Annotated in this window: 17 protein-coding genes; 5 read left to right on the plus strand and 12 right to left on the minus strand. The window is 62.7% G+C overall.

The window, feature by feature from the left end; translation table 11 throughout:
- Positions 1–25 precede the first annotated feature (25 nt).
- The 4 genes from GA829_RS29880 to GA829_RS29895 all read left to right on the plus strand — a co-directional run bounded on the left by GA829_RS29880 (position 26) and on the right by GA829_RS29895 (position 4,634).
- On the plus strand, positions 26–1,423 hold the full coding sequence (locus tag GA829_RS29880) for an NAD(P)/FAD-dependent oxidoreductase (RefSeq protein WP_195176140.1): 1,398 nt from the start codon (positions 26–28) through the stop codon (positions 1,421–1,423).
- Positions 1,416–2,663, plus strand: coding sequence for an NAD(P)/FAD-dependent oxidoreductase (locus GA829_RS29885; RefSeq protein WP_195176141.1), 1,248 nt, complete (start codon positions 1,416–1,418; stop codon positions 2,661–2,663). The genes GA829_RS29880 and GA829_RS29885 overlap by 8 nt, the downstream gene beginning before the upstream one ends.
- Positions 2,664–4,076: an FGGY family carbohydrate kinase gene (locus tag GA829_RS29890; RefSeq protein ID WP_195176142.1), complete on the plus strand. Its 1,413-nt coding sequence runs from the start codon at positions 2,664–2,666 to the stop codon at positions 4,074–4,076.
- A 162-nt stretch (positions 4,077–4,238) separates the two neighbouring features.
- On the plus strand, positions 4,239–4,634 hold the full coding sequence (locus GA829_RS29895; RefSeq protein ID WP_195176143.1) for an SDR family NAD(P)-dependent oxidoreductase: 396 nt from the start codon (positions 4,239–4,241) through the stop codon (positions 4,632–4,634).
- Positions 4,635–4,742: 108 nt separating this feature from the next.
- Here GA829_RS29895 and glyA read toward each other — a convergent pair whose 3' ends face one another.
- From glyA to GA829_RS29920, 5 genes are all read right to left on the minus strand, one after another.
- Complete coding sequence (glyA, locus tag GA829_RS29900; protein ID WP_195176144.1) at positions 4,743–5,912, minus strand: serine hydroxymethyltransferase; 1,170 nt, start codon at positions 5,910–5,912, stop codon at positions 4,743–4,745.
- Between the two features lie 54 nt (positions 5,913–5,966).
- Entirely contained in the window at positions 5,967–6,926 is a 960-nt protein-coding gene (locus tag GA829_RS29905; RefSeq protein ID WP_195176145.1) for a 2-hydroxyacid dehydrogenase, read from the minus strand.
- A 10-nt stretch (positions 6,927–6,936) separates the two neighbouring features.
- Entirely contained in the window at positions 6,937–8,142 is a 1,206-nt protein-coding gene (locus GA829_RS29910) for an aminotransferase class V-fold PLP-dependent enzyme (protein ID WP_195176146.1), read from the minus strand.
- A gap of 27 nt (positions 8,143–8,169) precedes the next feature.
- Positions 8,170–9,063, minus strand: a complete 894-nt coding sequence (locus GA829_RS29915; RefSeq protein ID WP_195176147.1) for a methylenetetrahydrofolate reductase — start codon at positions 9,061–9,063, stop codon at positions 8,170–8,172.
- 170 nt (positions 9,064–9,233) lie between these two features.
- On the minus strand, positions 9,234–10,493 hold the full coding sequence (locus GA829_RS29920) for an aminomethyltransferase family protein (protein WP_195176148.1): 1,260 nt from the start codon (positions 10,491–10,493) through the stop codon (positions 9,234–9,236).
- A 263-nt stretch (positions 10,494–10,756) separates the two neighbouring features.
- Here GA829_RS29920 and GA829_RS29925 point away from each other — a divergent pair, with 263 nt between their 5' ends.
- Positions 10,757–11,590, plus strand: a complete 834-nt coding sequence (locus GA829_RS29925) for a helix-turn-helix domain-containing protein (RefSeq protein WP_195176149.1) — start codon at positions 10,757–10,759, stop codon at positions 11,588–11,590.
- 53 nt (positions 11,591–11,643) lie between these two features.
- On the opposite strand, the gene GA829_RS29930 is transcribed toward GA829_RS29925, so the two are convergent.
- The 7 genes from GA829_RS29930 to GA829_RS29960 form a co-directional block, all read right to left on the minus strand.
- Positions 11,644–12,576, minus strand: coding sequence for an ABC transporter permease (locus GA829_RS29930; protein WP_195176150.1), 933 nt, complete (start codon positions 12,574–12,576; stop codon positions 11,644–11,646).
- Positions 12,573–13,640, minus strand: a complete 1,068-nt coding sequence (locus tag GA829_RS29935; RefSeq protein ID WP_195176151.1) for an ABC transporter permease — start codon at positions 13,638–13,640, stop codon at positions 12,573–12,575. Before GA829_RS29935 ends, GA829_RS29930 begins: the two co-directional genes overlap by 4 nt.
- Complete coding sequence (locus GA829_RS29940) at positions 13,637–15,151, minus strand: ABC transporter ATP-binding protein (protein ID WP_195176152.1); 1,515 nt, start codon at positions 15,149–15,151, stop codon at positions 13,637–13,639. Before GA829_RS29940 ends, GA829_RS29935 begins: the two co-directional genes overlap by 4 nt.
- Positions 15,152–15,320: 169 nt before the next feature.
- Positions 15,321–16,352, minus strand: a complete 1,032-nt coding sequence (locus GA829_RS29945) for a BMP family lipoprotein (RefSeq protein WP_195176153.1) — start codon at positions 16,350–16,352, stop codon at positions 15,321–15,323.
- Between the two features lie 94 nt (positions 16,353–16,446).
- A complete protein-coding gene (gene add / locus GA829_RS29950; RefSeq protein WP_195176154.1) occupies positions 16,447–17,493 on the minus strand; it encodes an adenosine deaminase in 1,047 nt (348 codons plus the stop codon).
- A gap of 23 nt (positions 17,494–17,516) precedes the next feature.
- Positions 17,517–18,611, minus strand: a complete 1,095-nt coding sequence (locus tag GA829_RS29955) for a PDR/VanB family oxidoreductase (protein ID WP_210337709.1) — start codon at positions 18,609–18,611, stop codon at positions 17,517–17,519.
- Positions 18,612–18,614: 3 nt separating this feature from the next.
- Positions 18,615–19,670, minus strand: coding sequence for an aromatic ring-hydroxylating oxygenase subunit alpha (locus GA829_RS29960; RefSeq protein ID WP_195176155.1), 1,056 nt, complete (start codon positions 19,668–19,670; stop codon positions 18,615–18,617).
- Positions 19,671–19,853 lie beyond the last annotated feature (183 nt).

Here is a 19,853-nt window from a genome sequence, read left to right on the forward strand (position 1 = left end):
ACTCCAGCGCCGGGAAAGACAGATCATGAAGGTCCAGCGTGGCGTATTCGACGTGGCGGTGATCGGCGGCGGCGTTGTCGGCTGCGCGGTTGTCCGGCGCTTTGCGCTGGATGGAGCGCGCGTCGTGCTCCTGGAAAAGGCGGCGGATATCCTGGCCGGCGCCAGCAAGGCCAACAGCGCGTTGCTGCACACCGGCTTCGATGCGCCGCCGGAAAGCCTCGAACTTGCCTGCATGCAGGCCGGTTACCGCGAATATCTCGATATCCGCGAGCGCATGAACCTGCCGCTGCTCGAAACCGGTGCGATGGTGGTGGCTTGGTCGGACGAGGATCTCGCAAAACTGGGCGCGATAGAGCAGCAGGCGCGGACGAATGGTGTCGACGATGTCAGGCTGCTCGGAGCAACCGAGATCCGGTCGCGCGAACCGCACCTCGCCGCCGGAGCGCGTGGGGCGCTGCTGGTCCCTGGCGAGCATGTCGTCGATCCATGGTCCGCGCCGCTGGCCTATCTCACGCAGGCCGTTCACCATGGCGCGGAAGCCTGGTTCAATGCGGAGGTTCTCGCCGGCCAATATCACGGCGGTATCTGGACACTCGAAACCTCGAGGGGGGAAGTGCGGGCGCGTTCGATCATCAACTGTGCCGGTCTGTTCGGCGATGTGATCGAGCAGCGATTGCTCGGCAGTTCCGACTTCACCATCCTGCCACGGAAAGGCCAGTTCGTCGTCTTCGACAAGGCGGCCGCCTCGCTGCTGCGGACGATCATCTTGCCGGTGCCAAACGAGCGCACCAAGGGCGTGGTGCTGGCCCGGACCATTTTCGGCAATGTGCTGGTCGGACCGACCGCCGAGGAACAACGCGACCGCAACCGCGCCGATGTCGAGCAGAAGACCTTGCGTCTGCTGGTGACCAAGGCGGTGGAGATGGTCCCCGCGCTTGCCGATGTTCCGGTCACTGCCATCTACGCCGGACTGCGACCGGCGACCGAGCGCAAGGAGTATCGCGTGTCGGCCGACACGGATCGGCGATGGATCAGTATCGGCGGCATCCGTTCGACCGGGCTGACGGCGGCGCTTGGTCTGGCGCAACATGCCGCCGAGCTTCATCGCGGGTTTGGGGATACCGGCTTCACGACGGTTGCTGAACCCGTCTGGCCGCGCATGCCGAACCTGGCCGAACATCTTGAACGCGACTGGCAGGCCGACGGCCATGGCGAGATCGTCTGCCATTGCGAACTGGTGACCCGGCGCGAGATCGAGGCGGCGCTGTCGGGACCTTTACCGGCCAGCGACATCGGCGGCCTCAAGCGACGCACCCGTGCCGGCATGGGGCGTTGCCAGGGCTTCTATTGCCAGGCGCACATCGCCGCGCTGACCGTTGGCAAGCTCGCCGAACCGCTGACGGTGGAGGCAAGCCATGAGTGATCCGGCGTCGATCGACGTGGCGATTGTCGGCGGCGGCCCTGCCGGCATTGCCGCCGCGCTGGCGTTGCGTGCGCGCGGAGTCGAACGCGTGACTATCCTCGAGCGCGAACAGGTTGCTGGTGGCGTGCCGCGTCATTGCGGACATCCGCCCTTTGGAATGCGCGAATTCCATCGCCTGCTGAGCGGTCCGGCTTATGCCGAAAAACTCCGTCAAGCGGCGCAAGATGCCGGCGTCGATATCAGGCTCAACACGACGGTCACCGCGCTGCATCCTTCCGGAAGGCTTGCCATCACAACGCCAGTTGGCACGAGCGACGTTTCGGCCCGCCGCGTCATCCTTGCGACCGGCGCGCGTGAAATGTCGCGCGCCGGGCGGCTGATGACCGGCGATCGTCCGGTCGGAGTCATCACCACCGGAACGCTGCAGCAGAGCATCTATATCGAGCATCTGAAGCCGTTTCGCAGGCCGGTGATCGTCGGCACCGAGTTGGTCAGCCTTTCCGCCGCACTCACATGCTGGAAAGCCGGCATCCGACCGGTTGCGATCGTTGAGATGGCGTTGCGGCCGACCGCGCGGCGGCCGCTCGACCTGTTCCCACGCCTGCTCGGCATACCCACGCACTACGGTGCCGATGTCATCGACATCAAGGGACGATCGCGGGTCGAAGCGGTCACGCTTCGATTGTCGGACGATTCGACCAGGGAACTCGCCTGCGACGGTGTCCTGCTCACAGGCCGCTTCTTGCCTGAATCAGCGCTGGTGCGCCTGAGCCACCTCGGCCTGGACCAGGGCAGCGGCGGCCCACTCATCGATCAATTTGGCCGCTGCAGCGACCCCAGCTATTTCGCCGCCGGCAATCTGCTCCGCCCGATCGAGACCGCTGGCTGGTCGTTCCGAGAGGGCAGCCGTATCGGTGCCGTTGTCGCTGACGACCTCGACGGCCGCTTGCCAGCGGCCGAGCGTATGATTGCGATCGCGCGTGGAGCGGGATTGAAGCTGACAGTGCCGCAATACATTGCCTTGCCCTCGGCCAAGGCTTGTCTGGAGCAGATCCAGCTCCGGGCCGAGGCCAGCGGCACCGGCGTGTTGAAGGCCGAGAGCGGTGGCCGTGTCCTCTGGCAAAAGCGCATGAGCGTTTTGCCGGAGCGAAGAATTCTTCTCCCGCTGGCGGCGCTGCTGAAAGCCGGTGGCACCATGGAAACGATTTCGATCAGCTTCAACAAGGATGAGGGGCGTTAGATGCGGATCGCGGCAATCGACCAGGGGACGACTTCGACGCGGGTGCTGGTGGTGGAAAGCAATGGCAGCCCGCGCATCGCCCACGCGCTGCGCCACGCCCAGCACTATCCGCAACCGGGATGGGTCGAGCATGATCCGCTGGAACTGCTCGGCAACGTCGCCTCCTGTATCGCCGCCGCCGGCGCGGTCGATGCGATCGGCATCGACAATCAGGGGGAAAGCTGTCTTGCCTGGGACGCCGTTTCCGGTGAGCCTTTGTCCCCGGTTGTCGTCTGGCAGGATAATCGCACGAAGGATGTGATCGAGCGGCTTCGCGCCGCCGGTGCCGAAGCCGTGACGCTGGCGCGCGCCGGCCTGCCGCTCGACCCTTATTTCTCTGCTTCCAAGCTGGCCTGGATTATCGAAACCTTGCCTGCCGCCCGAACGGCGCATGCGGCCGGCCGCCTGAGGCTCGGCACCACGGACGCCTTCTTCCTAGACCGGTTGACTGGTCGCTTCGTTACCGACGCCACGACAGCATCGCGCACCTCGCTGATGAATCTGGAGACACTGCGCTGGGACGAGGAGCTCTGCCGGTTGTTTGGCGTGCCGATCGAAACGCTGCCCGAGATCGGCCCATCGGCTGGCCTGGTCATCGGCCTGGCGGGAAAAATACCGGTGACGGCATCGATCGTCGACCAGCAGGCGGCGCTCTACGGTCACGGGTGCCGGAAGGCGGGCGATGCCAAGATCACCTTTGGCACTGGCGCTTTCGCGCTCGCGATCACCGACTCGCGGATCGTCCGCAATCCCGGGATCGGCCTGTTGCCGACGGTCGCCTGGCAAACGCCGGGGGAAACTGTCTACGCCGTCGATGGCGGCGTCTACGATGCCGGATCGGCAATCGAATGGCTTGGGCGGATCGGTCTGATGAACAGCGTCGACGAGTTGCAGGACTTTGTGGATGGACCTGCGATCGATCACGGGCTGGTCTTCGTGCCAGCGCTGTCGGGGCTGGCCTGCCCCTATTGGGACCGCAGCGCTGCTGGCCTGTGGCTCGGCATGTCGGCCAGCACGACGCGGCAACAAATGTGCCAGGCCGCGCTGGAGGGGATCGCGCTCTGCACGGTCGAGGTGATCGGCGCCATGGCGCAAGAGGTGGCGATCGCCCAAGACCTGTCGATCGACGGCGGCCTGTCGCGCAGCCCTTATTTCTCGCAGTTTCTCGCCGACGGACTGGGCCGGGGCGTAAGCACCAAATCCTTCGACGAATTGACCAGCCTCGGCTGTGCGTCGCTGGCGGCACTGGCGATCGGCGCGGTGCTTCCAGCCATCGTCGGCGGCGACCTCGCGTACCGTCCCCGCGACGTCGACCGCCACGCGTGGCGGCAACGTTTCAATCAGGCAGTCGGCCGCTCCAGGGATTGGCGGTAGAACCGCCACGGCATGTTATCGGCAACCTCATGAAGGTTCAGGCCCGGTCGGTTAGCGGCTGACCGTTGTTACTGTCTCCATGTATGGTCGGGTTTCGAGCCGGATCGCGCCGATCCTCTTTCGCAGTACGGATCCGAAAGTCCATCTGAAGACGCCGCTGGCATGCTGGAAAACGGTGGCGGCACCATCGTCAATATGGCCTCGACGGCTGGTGTCGAAGGCGTTTCGGGACTTTCCGCCTATGTGGCGGGTAAAGCTGGGATTATCGGCCTCAGCCGCGTCGCGGCGCTTGATTATGCCAACCAGGGTATCCGGGTGAACGTCGTGGCGCCGGGGCCAATCTTGACCCATCATCTGGAGGCCGCCGGCGATGACATACAACGCATGGCTGCCATGGCTGTCCCGATGGCAAGGTTGGGATCCGTCGCCGATGTCGCCAACGCAGTGCTTTGGCTTTCATCGCCATCGTCCGGATTCACGACCGGCGCAGTGTTGCCTGTCGATGGCGGACAGTTGTCTGGACGGGTCATCAAATCGAACTTCAGGCGCGACACGTAGGACAGCACCGCGTCAACCGGCCTTACAGCCTGGATGGCCTTTTCGTTCAAAGGCGGCGAACGAACCCGCTCGCGGCATCATAGATGGGATATTCGCGGCAGAGCTTGCCTACAGTGGTTCGGACCGTCTCTTCTCCACCTCGGCGAAATCAGCCTCCTTCAGGCCGCGCGTCGTGCCCACGGGCGTTCCGAGGCGGATGCCGGAGGTGACCGCCGGCGGCGCCGGATCGAACGGAATGCCGTTCTTGTTGCATGTCAGCCCTGCCCGGCCGAGCGCCTCTTCAGCTTCCTTTCCAGTAATGCCCTTTGCGCGCACATCGACGAGCATCAGGTGGGTATCAGTGCCGCCAGACACGATGTCGAACCCTCTTTCCAAAAGCGTTGAGGCGAGCACCCTGGCGTTGGCCACCACCTGCATCGCATAGTCCCCGAACTCCGGCTGGAGCGCCTCGCCAAAGGCGACCGCCTTGGCGGCAATGACATGCATGAGCGGACCACCCTGCAGGCCGGGGAAGACAGCACTGTTCAGCTTCTTTGCCAGGTCGACATCGCGCGACAGGATCATGCCGCCTCGGGGACCACGCAAGGTCTTGTGCGTGGTCGTGGTCACGATGTCGGCGATCGGTACCGGGTTGGGATGAACGCCGCCGGCGACAAGCCCGGCGAAATGGGCCATGTCCACCATCATCAGCGCTCCGACAGCATCGGCAATCTTCCGGATACGTTCGAAATCGATGATGCGCGGATAGGCGGAGCCACCGGCAATGATGAGCTTGGGGCGATGTTCGCGTGCCTTTGCCTCCATCTCGTCGTAGTCGATCAGGCAGTCTTCCCTTCGGACGCCATAAGGCACCGCATTGAACCATTTGCCCGACATGGTCGGCCTGGCGCCGTGCGTAAGATGCCCGCCCGCTGCCAGCGACAGGCCCATGAAGGTATCGCCCGGTTGCAGCATGGCAAACATCACCGCGCTGTTTGCCTGCGCTCCGGAATGCGGCTGCACATTGACGTAAGCGGCACCAAACAGCTGCTTTGCCCGGTCGATCGCCGCGGCCTCCGCCAGATCGACATACTGGCAGCCGCCATAGTAGCGGTGGCCCGGATAGCCCTCCGCGTATTTGTTGGTCATCACCGACCCTTGCGCCTCAAGCACTGCCGGGGAGACGATGTTCTCCGATGCTATCAACTCGATCTCGAATTGCTGCCGGTGCAATTCGCGTCTGACGGCTTCGGAGATGACGGGATCGCCGTTGAGGCTCTTTTGAAAGAAACTGGACATGTCGTTACTCTTTCGCTGATGGCATCGATAACGGAATAGGCATCAGGTTGCGTGTTATGCGACGCGGTCGGGCGGCTGCCGCCCTTCGAAGAAGGCGGCGATGTTTTCGATCACCTTCAAGCCCATCGCGACGCGGGTTTCACTGGTCGCGCTGCCCAGATGCGGCAGAATGACAACGTCATCGCGCTCGCGCAGGGCCACGGGAACAACCGGTTCGAATTCGAAGACGTCAAGCCCCGCTCCCGCGATCAGACGGGCATCCAACGCCTCGGTCAGCGCCGCTTCGTCAACGACGTCGCCACGCGCGGTATTTATGAGAAAGGCCCCCGGTCTCATCCGGGCAAGGCGGGCGGTGTTGATGAGATGGGTGTTCTCGCCGCCGCCAGGGCAATGCAGTGAAACAAAATCGGCAGCAGCCAACACATCGTCGACTGTATCGAGCTGCCGGGCAGGAAAACCCAGACCCGTCACCGGGAACTGGTCGAAGAACACGACCTCCATGCCAAAGCCAAAATGGCAGCGCCGGGCCACTGCCTGGCCAATACGGCCCATACCGACAATACCAATGGTCTTGCCGGTGACATGCGTTCCGCAAAGATGCGTTGGCCGCCAGCCGCTCCATTTGCCGGCGCGCAATTCACGTTCGCCTTCGCCGGCCCGGCGTGCGCACATCAGCAGCAGCGTGAGTGCGAGATCGGCTGTTGCGTCCGTCAGCACGCCGGGCGTGTTGGTCACCACGACGCCGGCGGCTGCCGCCGCCGCGATGTCGATATGGTTGTATCCCACACCGAAATTGCCGAGGATTCCGGCTTTGACACCGCCCTCGAACAGCCTTGCCCCAAGCCGGTCCGTGACTGTCGGCAGAAGCGCATCGGCGTTGGCCAGTGCTGCGCTCAGTTCGTCCTGCTCGAGCGGAACGTCATCCCGATTGAATGCCGCATCGAATGCGTCGGCCAGCCGCGCTTCGACCTCAAGCGGCCAACGGCGGGTGACGATTACCTTTGGTTTTTTCATCGGCCAGCCCTCATGCCGCGCATGTGCGGACCAACTGATCCGGCGCCATCTCGCGCGCCCGGTACCAGTCCTGCGCGGCGGCAACGCCCGAGCCGAGTTCGATCTTCGCACCCGCGTCATGCAGCGACATTTCCGCCGCCCCCAGAGCGCCGAGGCACATCACTTCGTTGAGATCGCCGAGATGGCCGATGCGAAACACCTTGCCGGCCAGCCGGCCGAGGCCAGCGCCAAAAGAGGTGCGATACCTGTTGTAGCCCGTGGCAATCACCTTCCGGGCGTCCACGTCGCTCGGCACCACGATGGCCGAGACAGTGTCGGACCACCACTTTTCTTCCTTCGCGCAAAGACTCAGCCCCCACGCCTGGATGCCGAGGCGAACACCCTCCGCAAGCTTGCGGTGACGCGCGAACACAGTGTCCAGACCTTCGGCGAACAGCAGATCGAGGGACGCCCGCATGCCAAGAAGCAACTGGGTCGGGGGCGTATAGGGAAAATAGCCGGTAGCACCGGCCGCCTTCATGTCTTCGAAGCTGAAATAGCAGCGGGGCATGCGCGAGTTCTTGTGGGCCTCCATTGCCTTTTCGCTCACGGCGAGGATGCCCAGGCCCGCCGGCAACATCAGCCCCTTCTGCGACCCGGTAATGGCAAGGTCGACGCCCCATTCGTCCATGCGAAAATCGATGGAGCCGATCGAACTGACGCCGTCGACGAACAGGAGGGCATCGTGCTTGGCTGCATCGAGAGCGCGCCGCACGCCGGCGATGTCTGATGTGACCCCCGTCGCCGTTTCGTTGTGGGTGGCGAACACAGCCTTGATCTTGCGATGGGTATCGCGGCTGAGGTGCTGCTCGTAGATTTCCAGGGGCACGCCCTCGCCCCATTCGACGTCGATGCACACCACGTCGAGCCCGAGCCGCTCGGCCATGTCCACCCACAGATGCGAGAACTGGCCGAACCGCGACATGAGGACTTTGTCGCCAGGGTTCAACGTGTTTGAGATCGCCGCTTCCCAACTGCCTGTGCCCGAGCCGGGAAACATGAGGACAGTGGCCGTGTCGGTCTTGAATAGCCTCTTGAGGTCGGCAAACAGCGGCAGTGTCAAGGTTGGGAAATCAGGCGCCCGCATGTCCTGCATGGGCACGTTCATCGCGCGACGAACGGCATCCGGGATGTTGGTAGGCCCGGGCACGAAGAGATGGGTGGTTCCGTTATTCATGACATTGGTCCTCGATGGCAAATGGTTCTAAACCGGCCCTGCGGCTCCAAGCCGGATGCGGCGGTAGTCGCTCAGCCAGCCAAGCGACTTCTCCCAGCCGCCAAACGGGAAGAAATGCGCGAAGAGCCGCGGATGCTCCGCCGGAAAATGCGCTTCGATGGCTTCGATCAGGTCGCCGGGGTTCTTCTCGGCAAGCACATTGAATAGCCCGGCTCCTGAACGGCGCAGTGCGGCCAACGAGGGCCCTACCCCGCACAGCATCGCGAATTTGAGCAGCTTGGTCAGCGACGTCACGCCGGCCAGGCCAAGATGGATCGGCAGGTCGGGATGGGCGCGCCGCACGTTCAATGCCCAATCCGCCATCATCCAGCCGTCGAAGGCGAACTGGGAGACAAGCCGTGGCGCCAGTTCCCGCTCGCGGCAGATTGCGACCTTGCGCTGCAGGGCATCGGCAAGCGCATCCTGCGCAATCGCGGGATGGCCTTCGGGATAGCCGCCGATGAAGGCCGTGCCGATCGTGCTGGCCGCAAGCGCGGGATGGGCAAGCAGATCGGCGGCCTCGGCGAACGGACCGCTGGAGAACAAAGGATTGCCACCGACAAACAACGCTTCGGAAACGCCGTTGCGGCTGTGCGCCTCAACAAGATCGGCGAAATCCCTGGCCGTCTCGAAGTGCCTGGCGCCGAGATGCGGAACCGGAACGAAGCCGGCCGCTTTCAGTTGCCTTGCGGCTTCGGCCTGCGCGGCAACGGGCTTGCCGGCAAGGTGGGTCAGGAAAACCCTTGATCCCGGTGGAAAGGCTTCGGGCGAAGGATTGAATCCGGCGGCCTGGGCGGGAGCGAGTTCTATGGAAACACCCTGGTCGAGAAGACCCGATACCGGAGCTCGGCTGGGCGCAGGAACGTGCTTCGGTTCGGGCATGACTTGCTCCGGGTGACGGTGGCTTCGCGCGCCGGCTGTTATCCGGCGGCTGATTGCGGTGATGTCGATCGGCGGGTGCGAGTGCCCGGCCCACGCCTCCGGCGCGGAGCACCCGGCGGATCCGGAGCTATCCCAGAGATCAAAGATGCCCCGTCACGAACGTCTCGGCATCAGGCCTTGGAACGCCTGATCTCGACGAACGGAAGCGGCACGACGGTGGCGCCGACCAAGCCGAGGCTGGCGCCTTCATCGTCCTTCAATTCCACTTCGATCGTGGAACCCGGCGATAAAAGCTCCTCGGGGAGGAAGCCGAAGCTGATCGCCTGCCGCAACGTCGGACTGTAGGCAAGGCTCGAGGCGCGGCCGACGAGTTGCCCTTCCTTGAAGGCCTGCATCGATCCCCAGAACACCCGGGACAACGCCGTCCCATAGGCGCTCTTTTCAGCCGCAGCGCGGACGATTTCCATCGCGTCATAGCGGAGGCCAACGAAGCGCCGTTTCGGCTCGAGCGAAGCTTGCGCGGCCTTTAGGGCATCCCGCCCGACAAAGTCGTGATCGAGGTCGACCAACCGTCCAAGACTAGCTTCAAAAGGCGTTATTTGCAGATCGTCGACGACCTCGACGCGTGCGGTGCGAGGATCGGGTCCCGCACCATTATAGTCCGCCGAAACCAGGATAAGACCTGCTTCAATGCGCGCCACGTCGACAGCGTATTCTCCCGCACAGGTCACCCCAAACACCTGGCCGGCTGACTGAAGATGCCGCCAGACCGCGGCCCCGCCCTCTCTCGGCACCCACAGCTCGAAGCCGCGCTCGCCCGTGAAACCCTGCCGCGCCACGAAGAGATCGACGCCCGCGATGGTGGCGCGGCCAATCTGGGAGAATTTCAGGCTCGACCAGTCGTGCCCGGTCGCGGCCTGCATGAGGTCGAATGACCTTGGGCCTTGCAACGACAGAATGCCGTAATCGTCGGACGCGTTGCGGAACTCGACATCGAGGCCGACAGCCTGGCTGGCAAACCAGGCGTGGCTGGTCTCGCCTGAAACGACGAACCTGTCCTGCGTCAGCCTGAAGACCAGCCCGTCACCGACGATGAACCCATCTTCGTTGCACCAGGGCGTATACATCACATGGTCGACCTCAAGCCGGCGCATGTCGCGGGTCATCAGCCGATCGATCAAGCGATGGGCATCGGCGCCACGAATTTCCATCTTCGGCAGCGGCGACATGTCGATCATGGCAACGGCATTGCGGATCGCCGCGAGCTCCTTTGGCATGCTCGTATAGACATCCGGAACGATGTACTTGTCCCAGGTGTACCACCACGTCGTCCGCACCTGGCCGCTGGTCGCCTGGTGAAATGGCGTGCCCTCGCACGCCGCCACGGTTTCGGCGCGGGCCCCGGCCGCCAGGCTGATATTGTCCAGCATCGTCGCAATCCTCGTTCAGTTGAGTTCGCCCATTCTCCTGCGTCCAGTTCGCGAGTTGAATGCCGCCCTGGTCCCATTCCATATCCAGAATGAAGATTGAAACGAGTTTTATCCAACGCATTGCGCGATTGTGCTTGTTCAACTGAAGGCGCGGCCTGTAAGTTGAGCCTTGCGCTTCACTCCAGCTTTCTGGATTTACGCATCACGCCGCCGACAATCGCGGCCAATTTTCGAGCCGATCCGGGTCGACTGGGCAGGACACCATGGAAACCATCGTAGACGCCGATCATGGATTCGCGTTCGGCGAGATCGTCTACTCCAGGGGAGGCATCTATGGCCCTTTGACCAACAGATATGTCAGCCTGATCTTCGTCTACGAAGGGTTGGTCAAGGTCACCTGCGACAACGAAACGACCAGCCTGGCTGGTGGGCAAGCGGCCTTTTTCAAAAACGACAATCTGTTCCTGATCGAAATGGAACGGGATCTCCAGCACCGTGTCGGATGGTGCGAGGGAGTTCCCGGCAAGCTGTGGGAATCCGAGGCTTCGCCACTTGGGGGCGCGAGCCCTGTGATCACCTTTTCCGAACGGCTGAACGCGCTTCAGCGCGTTGGCGTCGATCTGGGTTTCTCATCGAACACCGGATTGAACCAGGTGCGCAACGCGGTTGGGCAGGCTTTGTACACGGCGTTCTTTTACGAAGCGCGGATCAATGAACGCGACCGGTTTATTCCCAAGCCTGTGCAGCGTGCAAAGAAGCATATCGATGAGAATATCGAGAGCGAAATCACCATCGGGCAGCTGGCTTCGATCGCCAACCTGACGCCGCAGCACTTCATATCTTCCTTCAGCAAGCACCTGGGTCTCACACCCATGCGGTATCTCTGGCAGATCCGGGCCAATCGCGGTCGGGCCTTGCTAATGCAGAGCGGGCTTTCGGTGTCCGAAATCGCCTATCAATGCGGATACAAGAACCCGTTTCATTTCTCGCGCCACATCCGGCAGAATTTCGGCATGACGCCCACCGAGGTTCGCGCCAACAAGGGCTACCGGGCGCCCAGCGACGTCCTGGAAAACCCGCGCGACACGGCATTCTGAGCCGTGCCGATCATTCGCCCGCATGACTGCGGGCTGAAAATGCGGACCGCTCCCTACCCTCTCTTGTAGGGTATGCCGAGCCGCGCCGGCTGGCCACTGCGGAAGCGCACTCCCATGAGCAGCACGATCGAGGCGAGATAGGGCAGCGCCAGCAGCAACTGGTGCGGCACCTGCGCGCCCACCACCTGCAGATGCGTGGCAAGCGACTCGAGGAAGGCGAAGGTGGTCACCGCCAGCAGCACGCCCTTTGGTTTCCAGTTGCCGGCGATCAAGGCCACGACCACGATCCAGCCGCGGCCGGCGGTGAAGTCGGCTAGGAAGCGGTCCGAGAAGCCGAGCATGAGAAAGCCGCCGCCGAGCCCCGTCAGCGCGCTGCCAAGCATCACCGCCGCGAACTGGCGGGCCGTCACGCTCAGGCCCTTGACGTCGAGAGCCTTCGGGTTCTCGCCAAGGCAGCGCAGTTCGAGACCGTAGCGGGTGCGGTAGAGCAGGAACCACACCGCCGGCACAACCAGCAGCGCGACATAGGTCAGCGCGCGTTGCGAGAACAACACCGGCCCGATGATTGGAATGTCGGAGAGCAGCGGGATGGCGATATCCTGGAAACCGGAGAAAGTCGGCTGGGCCCGGCCCTGGATGTAGCTCTGGAACCAGTAGAGCGTGAGCCCGCCCGCAAGCAGGTTGAGCCCGAGACCGGCGATGAAGTGGTCAACGCGCAAGGTCGCGGTCATGAAGGCGATGATGGCTCCCATTAGGGCGCCGGCAATGATGGCAGCGACAACCGCGAGCCACAGCGAGCCGGTCGCCGTGGCGGCGATATAGGCGGCGAATGCGCCGGTCAGCATCGTGCCTTCTACACCCATGTTCCAGATGCCGGCGCGCTGGGTGATGAGTTCGCCCATCGCCGAAAACAGCAGTGGCGTCATGATGCGGATGGTCGAGGCAAGGATGCTGATGATGATCGCTTCCTGGAACAGCTGGTTCATTGGACGGCAACCTTCACGACACGGTAACGCGCCAGCACACCGGCGCAGAGGAAGAAGAACAAGGTGATGCCCTGGATGGCCGGCACCAGCGCAGCTGGCACGTCGCCAAGCACGCGCATATAGACGGCGCCGCTGGCGAGCCCGCCGAAGAACAGCCCGGCCATGACCGTGCCGAGCGGCCGCAGGCCGCCGATCATGCCGACGATGATGCCGGCATAGCCAAGCCCGACAAGATTATCGGCGCGCAGCCTGTGCGCCACGCCGAACAGCTCGACCGCGCCGGCAAGTGAAGCGAGCGCCCCGCTTGCCATCAGGATGATGGTGACCGTGCGGCCGATGTTGACGCCCTTGTGCCGCAGCGCCTCGGGATTGTAGCCGAGGCCACGGATCTCGTAGCCAAGCGGTGTCCGCGACAGCACCAGCGAGCAGATGGCCGCGGCGATGAAAGGCAGCAGCACACCTGCGTGCAACCTGCTGCTGCCAAACAACGCGGGCAGGAAGGCGTCGCTGGGCAGCATGGGCGACTGTTGGTAGGAAATCGTGCCGCCGCTCTCACCCCACGGGCCGCCCTGCAGCATCCAGGAGAGCAGATAGACGATGAGATAGTTGAGCATCACCGTCGAGATGATCTCATTGACGCCGAACCGATTCTTGAGCACGGCGGCGAGCCAGCCAAATGCCACACCGGCGGCCATGCCGAAAACCAGCACGCCGGGAAAGAACGCCACGGCTGGCAGGCCGGCGAGCAGTTGCGCACCAAGATAGCCGCCCATGGCGCCGGCAAACACCTGGCCTTCCTGGCCAATGCTCCACAGCTGGGCGCGGAAGGCAATGACCGTGGCCAGCCCGGTAAGGATGATCGGTGTCGCCTTGACCAGCGTTGTCGCTATCGCCTTGGGCGAGCCGACGGCGCCTTGCACGAGCGCCGAGAAGACCTGGCCGACATTGGCGCCGGTCGAGGCGAGCAGCAGTGCGGACACGGCAAGACCGGCGGCAATGGCCATGGCGAAGGCGGCGGCGGTCCACAGGCCGTCACGCTCGGTTCGTGGTTCGAAGCGGATCATGGGGTGGCCCCTTCCTTGCGTCCGGTCATCATGGCGCCGACTTCCGAGACCGTTGTCTTCTTGGGGTCGACGATGCCCATGATCTCGCCCTTGAACATGACCGCGATACGGTCGGCGAGACCGAACAGGTCGCTCAGTTCCTCCGAGGCGAGGACGATGGCGAAGCCTTCGGCACGTTTCTTGAGCAGTTGCGACTGCACATATTCGATGACGCCGACGTCGAGGCCGCGTGTCGGCTGGTTGGCGAGCATCAGCCCGGAAGCATGCAGGAATTCGCGCGCTATGATGATCTTCTGCGCATTGCCGCCCGACAGCTTTCCGGCCGCGACTTTTTCGTCGCGGGTGGCGATCTGGTACTCGCCGATCATCTGCCGCGACAGTTCGGTGATGGCCTTGCCATTGATCAGCGGGCCGCTCCGGTATTTCGGGCTGCGCTGCCAGCCGAGCACCAGGTTCTCGGCGACGCTGAACTCAGGCACCAGGCCCTCGCGGAAACGGTCGTCCGGAATATGGCCGACCCCTCGATCCATCAGGCAGCGCGGTGTCAGGCCGGCGACATTCTCGCCCTTGAGCCGGATCGTTCCGGCCACGGGCTTGCGCACACCGCACAGCACCTCGAACAGCTCCTTCTGGCCATTGCCCGCGACGCCGGCGATGCCGAGGATTTCGTAAGCCGCGACCGAGAAGGAAACGTCCTTCAGCACCGCCTCGCCCCAATGGCCATGCGCGGTGAGCTTTTCCACGGCAACCACCGTCTCGCCCGGCTTCAGGTCCGGCTTGGTGATGGTGAACGACACGTCGCGGCCAACCATCAGCCGGGCGAGTTCGTCAGGCGACGTATCGGCGGTATCGAGCGTTGCCACCACCTTGCCCTTGCGCAGCACCGTGACACGGTTCGACTGCATCACCTCGACCAGCTTGTGAGTGATGAGGATGATCGACAGGCCGCGCGCGCACATTTTGCCGATGATGTCGAAGAGGATGCGTGACTCCCCCGGTGTTAGCACCGCCGTGGGCTCGTCCAGGATGAGAATCCGGGCGTCGAGATAAAGCGCCTTCAATATCTCGACCCATTGCTGGCGGCCTACCGGCAACTCCCAAACATAGGCATCAAGATCCATTTCGATGCCATATCCATCGCAGATGCCCCTCAGCTTCTGCCTGGCTCCGGCTGCGTTGAGCCGCCAGCCCGAGCGCTGCGTGCCGACGATGATGTTTTCCAGGACGGTGAATTCCGGCACCAGCACGAAATGCTGGTGCACCATCCCGATGCCAAGGCGGATCGCGTCGATGGGCGAACCGATATGAACCGGCTCGTCGCGGACGAGTGTCTGCCCTTCGTCAGGGCGATACAGACCGAAGATGCACGACGAAAGCGTTGATTTTCCGGCTCCATTTTCGCCAAACAGGCAATGGATTTCGCCGGGGCGGAGGTCAAAGTCGACATGGTCGTTCGCGGCAACGCCGGCGAAACGCTTGGTCAGGCCTTCGACACGCAGGGCAGTGGACATGGCAAGCACCGAAAAGCTGGAGACAGAAGCAGCGGCCGCGACAGCCTCGGCGGCAGGTCGCGGCCGGCAATCCAACTAGAGCATGATCCCGAAAAGCGGGTACCGGTTTTCATGCTCCACAAACAGATGGAGCCCGTTCCGATTCCATCGGGATGGAACAGGCTCCAGCTCAGTGTGCCTTTGGATCCGACACGTCGAGCGGCACTTCGAAGGTTCCGGCCATGATCTTGGCCTTCAGCTCTTCAACCTCGGCGCGGACGTTCTCCGGCAGCTTCGCCTCAAGCTCGTGATAGGGCGCCATTGTCGAGCCGCCGTCCTTCATCGGGAACCAATGCTTCTCGGTGTTGCCGGCATATGGCTTTCCCTCCGCCACATGGGCCCACCACGCATCGACGATCAGGTTGATGTCCGGATCCCATAGCGAGACCGTGCTGGAAAGGATCGTCGATGGCGAGAACGAGTTCTGGTCCTGGAAGTTGCCGAAGCACAAGATCTTGGCTTCTTCGCATGGCTTGAAGGTGCCGGTCAGCTGAAAGACCAGGTCCGCGCCCGTGGCAATCTGGGCCGCGGTAAATTCCGAAGCCTTGGCAGGATCATACCAGGATTCGATGAAGGCGACGGTTCTCTCGATCTTTGAGTTTGCTGCCTTGGCGCCTGCGAAAAAGGCGTTGATCTCGTCATTCACGTCATCGGCCACGAACGTGCCGACAGCGCCGAGCTTGTTGGACTTAGACATCTTGCCAGCGATGAAGCCGAGCAGATAGGCCGGTTCGTGCACGCGCTTGTAGATCCAGTACTGGTTGCCGCCGAGACCCTCATTGCCGGAGCCGACAACGACAAACAGGATGTTGGGAAACTCGTCCTTGAGTTTTTTCACCTGGTCCGAATAGGTGCTGTTGGCCCAGATGATGTCATACTGGCCGCTTTCGGCGAACAGCCGCATCGCGTCGCCGGCGTCGTCGCCCCATAGCGGGTCGGTGTATTTCCAGGTGATGTCGAGGCCGTGCGGCTTCTTGGCTTTCACGCGCTCCAGCGCTTCGATCAACGTGCCGTCCCAGCCGCTTTCAATGCCGGCGGAGAGGATGACGGCAATGCGAAGCTTATCCGGCTCGGCTGCTTGCGATTTCGCCTGATTCATCGCGATCAGCGCGATAACGAGCGCTACCAGCGTCGCCAGTCTTCTGATGAAGGTGGTAATCATAGGATTCTGCCTTTCCCTCTGGGGTTATTTTGGGTTGCATCCCGTTGTTTTTATTTTATCTTCCGGCTCCGCCTCTCCCGGGGCGGTGGCCATCTCAGTTGCTGTACGCAGGGTCCTCCGATGCCGTCAGGAGGCCGTCGATTTCCGCCGACCATGAGGCACGCCAATCGCGCTTCGTGCTGTCATCCAGCCATGCCGCGTCAAGAGAATTGAGCGCGAGGTCGGCGAGCGTCCTGCGGTCGAGCGACATGGTTTCGCCAAGCAGGCGGTATTCCTTGGCGAGGTCCGTCTGCAGCATCGGCGGATCGTCGGTGTCGACCACGAGCTTGAGGCCCGCATCCAGCATCGTGCGGATAGGATGGTCGGCGGTCGTCAGATCGCGCCAGTGGGTCAGGATCACCGTCGAGCTCGGGCAGACGGTAAAGGCGATGTCTTCCGCGATGCAGCGCGCGACAAGCTCCGGATCCTCCATGACCCTGTAGCCATGATCGATGCGCTCCACGGACAGCAGATCAAGCGCATCGCGCACATTGGCGGCCGGTCCGCCCTCGCCTGCATGGGCGGTAAGCCGCATGCCTGCCTTCTTCGCCTTGTCGTAGACCGGCTTGAACGGCGCCGGAGGAAACGGCTCTTCGTCATAATCGAGACCGATGCCGATCACCTTGTCGGAGCGGAACGGCAGCACGAGGTCAAGGAATTCGAAACTGCGCTCGATGGTGAGTTCGCGATTGATTGCTGGGATAAGCCGCGACATCAGGCCGAAATCGGTTTCGGCATCGTCCATGGCCTTGAGCAGGCCGCCGAACATCGTCTGGTAACTGATGCCGGCGTCCTGATGCACCTGCGGGCTGAAGAAGAATTCGACATAGCGGCCGCCGGCATTGGCGACATGCGCAAGCGCTTCATAGGTGATGAGGTGGAAATCGTCGGCATCGACGACGGAACGCGCGACGAGATCGTAGATCTGCAGGAAGTCGACTAGATTGTCGTAGCGATAGAGGTCTTCGATCTTGTCGAATTCCGGCAGCGCGACGCCGTTCTTGCGGGCGAGCTTGAGGAAAGTATCCGCCTTCACCGATCCGGCAAGATGCAGATGCAGTTCGGCCTTCGGCAGCGCCTTTGTGAATTGTTCCAGGTTCATCGGCATCCCCTCCCGGTCATTTTTCAAAGCTCCAGCACCAGTTCATCGGTCAGTGCGCGCGAGCAGCAGGGCGTCATGCGATCGCCTGCCGCGCGTTGCCTGTCGGTCAGCACCAGGTCGCGATGGTCGGGCACTCCCGAGATGACGCGCGTCACGCAGGTGCCGCAGATGCCCTGTTCGCAAGACACCTGAATCTCGATGCCATTTTCGCCGAGCACCTCGACAATGCTGCGTCCCGGCGCGATGTCGAAACTGCGGCCATCGCCGGCGAGCGTCACGCGGAACGGCCTGTCACCGGTCGTCGGCGTAGCGTTGGCGAAATACTCGCGATGAACCGCCTCGGATGGCCAAAGCACCTTGGCCGAGCCGATCACCGCATCGAGGAACCCGCCCGGCCCGCATGCGTAGAGTTGGGCGCCAACCGGGCGATGCGCGAGCAGGTTTGCAAGGCTCAGCTTCTGCCCGGCAGGTCCATCGTCAAGGTGGAAATGCACCTTGTCGGCAAAGGCGGAGGCCTCCATCTCGTTGCGAAATGCCATCCGCTCCGCGCTGCGCGCGCTGTAGTGGAAGGCGAAGTCACGGCCGAGCGCCGAAAGGCGATGGGCCATCGACAGGATTGGCGTGATGCCGATGCCACCCGCGAGCAGCAAGGAGAATGGCGCGTTTTCCTCGAGCGCAAAAGCATTGCGCGGCAGGCTGGTTTCGATCGTATCGCCGACTTTCAGATGGTCGTGCATATGGGCCGAACCGCCGCGCCCGGCGACCTCGCGCAACACGCCGATGCAATAGCGATGACGCTCGGCCGGATTGTTTCGCAACGAATATTGCCGCGTCAAACCACCCGCCAGATAGACATCGATATGCGAGCCCGCGATGAAGGCCGGCAATTCGCCGCCGTCCTCGGCAACCAGGTCGAAGGCGGCGATCCCCTCGGCGGCGCGCCGTTTGCCAGCCACGTGCAGGCGAAGCCGCTGTGCTTGACCAGGCGCGGCGCCCGGCTGCAGACCCGCGGCACGCAGAGCCATGGTCACGCCACCAATTCCCGGCAAGGAAACGAAGCAGATTTTGACAGGATATTCATCGGTTCTACTGATGTCTCCAGTTGCGATGGCCGCCAATGCTCAACTCGCGATCGGTGCGCCAAGCCCAAATCTCTTGACCAGTCCGCGCCGATATTCGAGCGACATCCGGTCGGATGGTACGTGGATTTCCTCGCTGAGGTCGAGCGGCAATTCCTCGGGGTGCTGCTCCTCGACCATCGGCTTGTCCTCATCATTGATGAGCAATGCGTCCTTCACCCAATAGTCCGTATCCGGGTTGCCCGTCGTGTCGGTCATCAGCTGGAAGATGCGCGTCTCCCGCGCCGAGACCGGACACACCGTGTCGGCAAAATAGACGACATAGTTCGAGCCCTGAGGCGCGATCTTGATGATTGTCGAGAACGGATAGGTCAGTTCGTAGGTGTAGACCACATCGCGCTCGTCGCCCTCCACGCCATCGTCGAAACGGTTGAAGCCTTCGTGGTAAGGCAGTTCGAAACGCAGCCCATAGTCCGTCTGCTCGACATCGTATGGCGGGATCGGATCCGCGGTGCTGCCGCCGAAACTCTGCGTGTGAACCCATGGGAAATGGGCGACGTCATTGAAGTTCTCGACGTGACGGCTGGCCGCCGCATACCATGTGCCAGGCGGCACATAAACCTTCCTGAGGTCTGGATTTGATATGCCTTCCCACTCAGGAATGCGCCAAATCGGATTGTCCTTGAGACAGACCCAGAGGATGCCGTAGCGCTCCATGGACGCATAGATTTCAAGCTTGAGCTTGGGTGGAATGCGCCCTTCGGAATTGGCGATCGAAGGTATCTTCGAGCAGGCGCCGTCACCCCCGAAATGCAACCCATGCATGGGGCACACCAGCTGGTCGTCGGCGATCCAGCCAGCACTGATGCGGGTTCCGCGATGCGGGCACAAGTCACGCGCAACGGTGATGCCGGCCGACGTCTTGTAGATCACCAGGTCGACATCGAGCAGCCGGGCCCGGACCGGCTTGTCGGCGATATCATGGACGAAGGACACGGGATGCCAGAACGAGGCAAGGATGTGCCAGTCTCCGGCCGGGAACGTACAGCCGCGCGGAAGGTCTTGCATGGTCTTGGAATGGTCGGCTGGCAGAAACACACGCTTCCTCCTCAGGACGAGTCTCGCTGGCTTGTCCCGACTGAAGCAGAGACCTCGGCCGGGCATGGCTGAAGTATTCCGCAGCCTTGCTTTTCAAGGAATGCCTGTCTGTGTCTATTGCATATCTGCAGTTAAGATTGATCTCGCCTAAACTTTAACCGGCCGTTTAGCCGTGTTACAAAA

Source organism: Mesorhizobium sp. INR15 (assembly GCF_015500075.1).
Taxonomy (GTDB): Bacteria; Pseudomonadota; Alphaproteobacteria; order Rhizobiales; family Rhizobiaceae; genus Mesorhizobium.

Bases quoted from the DNA above. Each gene is read 5' to 3' on its own strand.
- GA829_RS29880 (WP_195176140.1), top strand. From the start codon at position 26: ATGAAGGTCCAGCGTGGCGTATTCGACGTGGCGGTGATCGGCGGCGGC.
- GA829_RS29885 (WP_195176141.1), top strand. From the start codon at position 1,416: ATGAGTGATCCGGCGTCGATCGACGTGGCGATTGTCGGCGGCGGCCCT.
- GA829_RS29890 (WP_195176142.1), top strand. From the start codon at position 2,664: ATGCGGATCGCGGCAATCGACCAGGGGACGACTTCGACGCGGGTGCTG.
- GA829_RS29895 (WP_195176143.1), top strand. From the start codon at position 4,239: ATGCTGGAAAACGGTGGCGGCACCATCGTCAATATGGCCTCGACGGCT.
- glyA (WP_195176144.1), bottom strand. From the start codon at position 5,912: ATGTCCAGTTTCTTTCAAAAGAGCCTCAACGGCGATCCCGTCATCTCC.
- GA829_RS29905 (WP_195176145.1), bottom strand. From the start codon at position 6,926: ATGAAAAAACCAAAGGTAATCGTCACCCGCCGTTGGCCGCTTGAGGTC.
- GA829_RS29910 (WP_195176146.1), bottom strand. From the start codon at position 8,142: ATGAATAACGGAACCACCCATCTCTTCGTGCCCGGGCCTACCAACATC.
- GA829_RS29915 (WP_195176147.1), bottom strand. From the start codon at position 9,063: ATGCCCGAACCGAAGCACGTTCCTGCGCCCAGCCGAGCTCCGGTATCG.
- GA829_RS29920 (WP_195176148.1), bottom strand. From the start codon at position 10,493: ATGCTGGACAATATCAGCCTGGCGGCCGGGGCCCGCGCCGAAACCGTG.
- GA829_RS29925 (WP_195176149.1), top strand. From the start codon at position 10,757: ATGGAAACCATCGTAGACGCCGATCATGGATTCGCGTTCGGCGAGATC.
- GA829_RS29930 (WP_195176150.1), bottom strand. From the start codon at position 12,576: ATGAACCAGCTGTTCCAGGAAGCGATCATCATCAGCATCCTTGCCTCG.
- GA829_RS29935 (WP_195176151.1), bottom strand. From the start codon at position 13,640: ATGATCCGCTTCGAACCACGAACCGAGCGTGACGGCCTGTGGACCGCC.
- GA829_RS29940 (WP_195176152.1), bottom strand. From the start codon at position 15,151: ATGTCCACTGCCCTGCGTGTCGAAGGCCTGACCAAGCGTTTCGCCGGC.
- GA829_RS29945 (WP_195176153.1), bottom strand. From the start codon at position 16,352: ATGATTACCACCTTCATCAGAAGACTGGCGACGCTGGTAGCGCTCGTT.
- add (WP_195176154.1), bottom strand. From the start codon at position 17,493: ATGAACCTGGAACAATTCACAAAGGCGCTGCCGAAGGCCGAACTGCAT.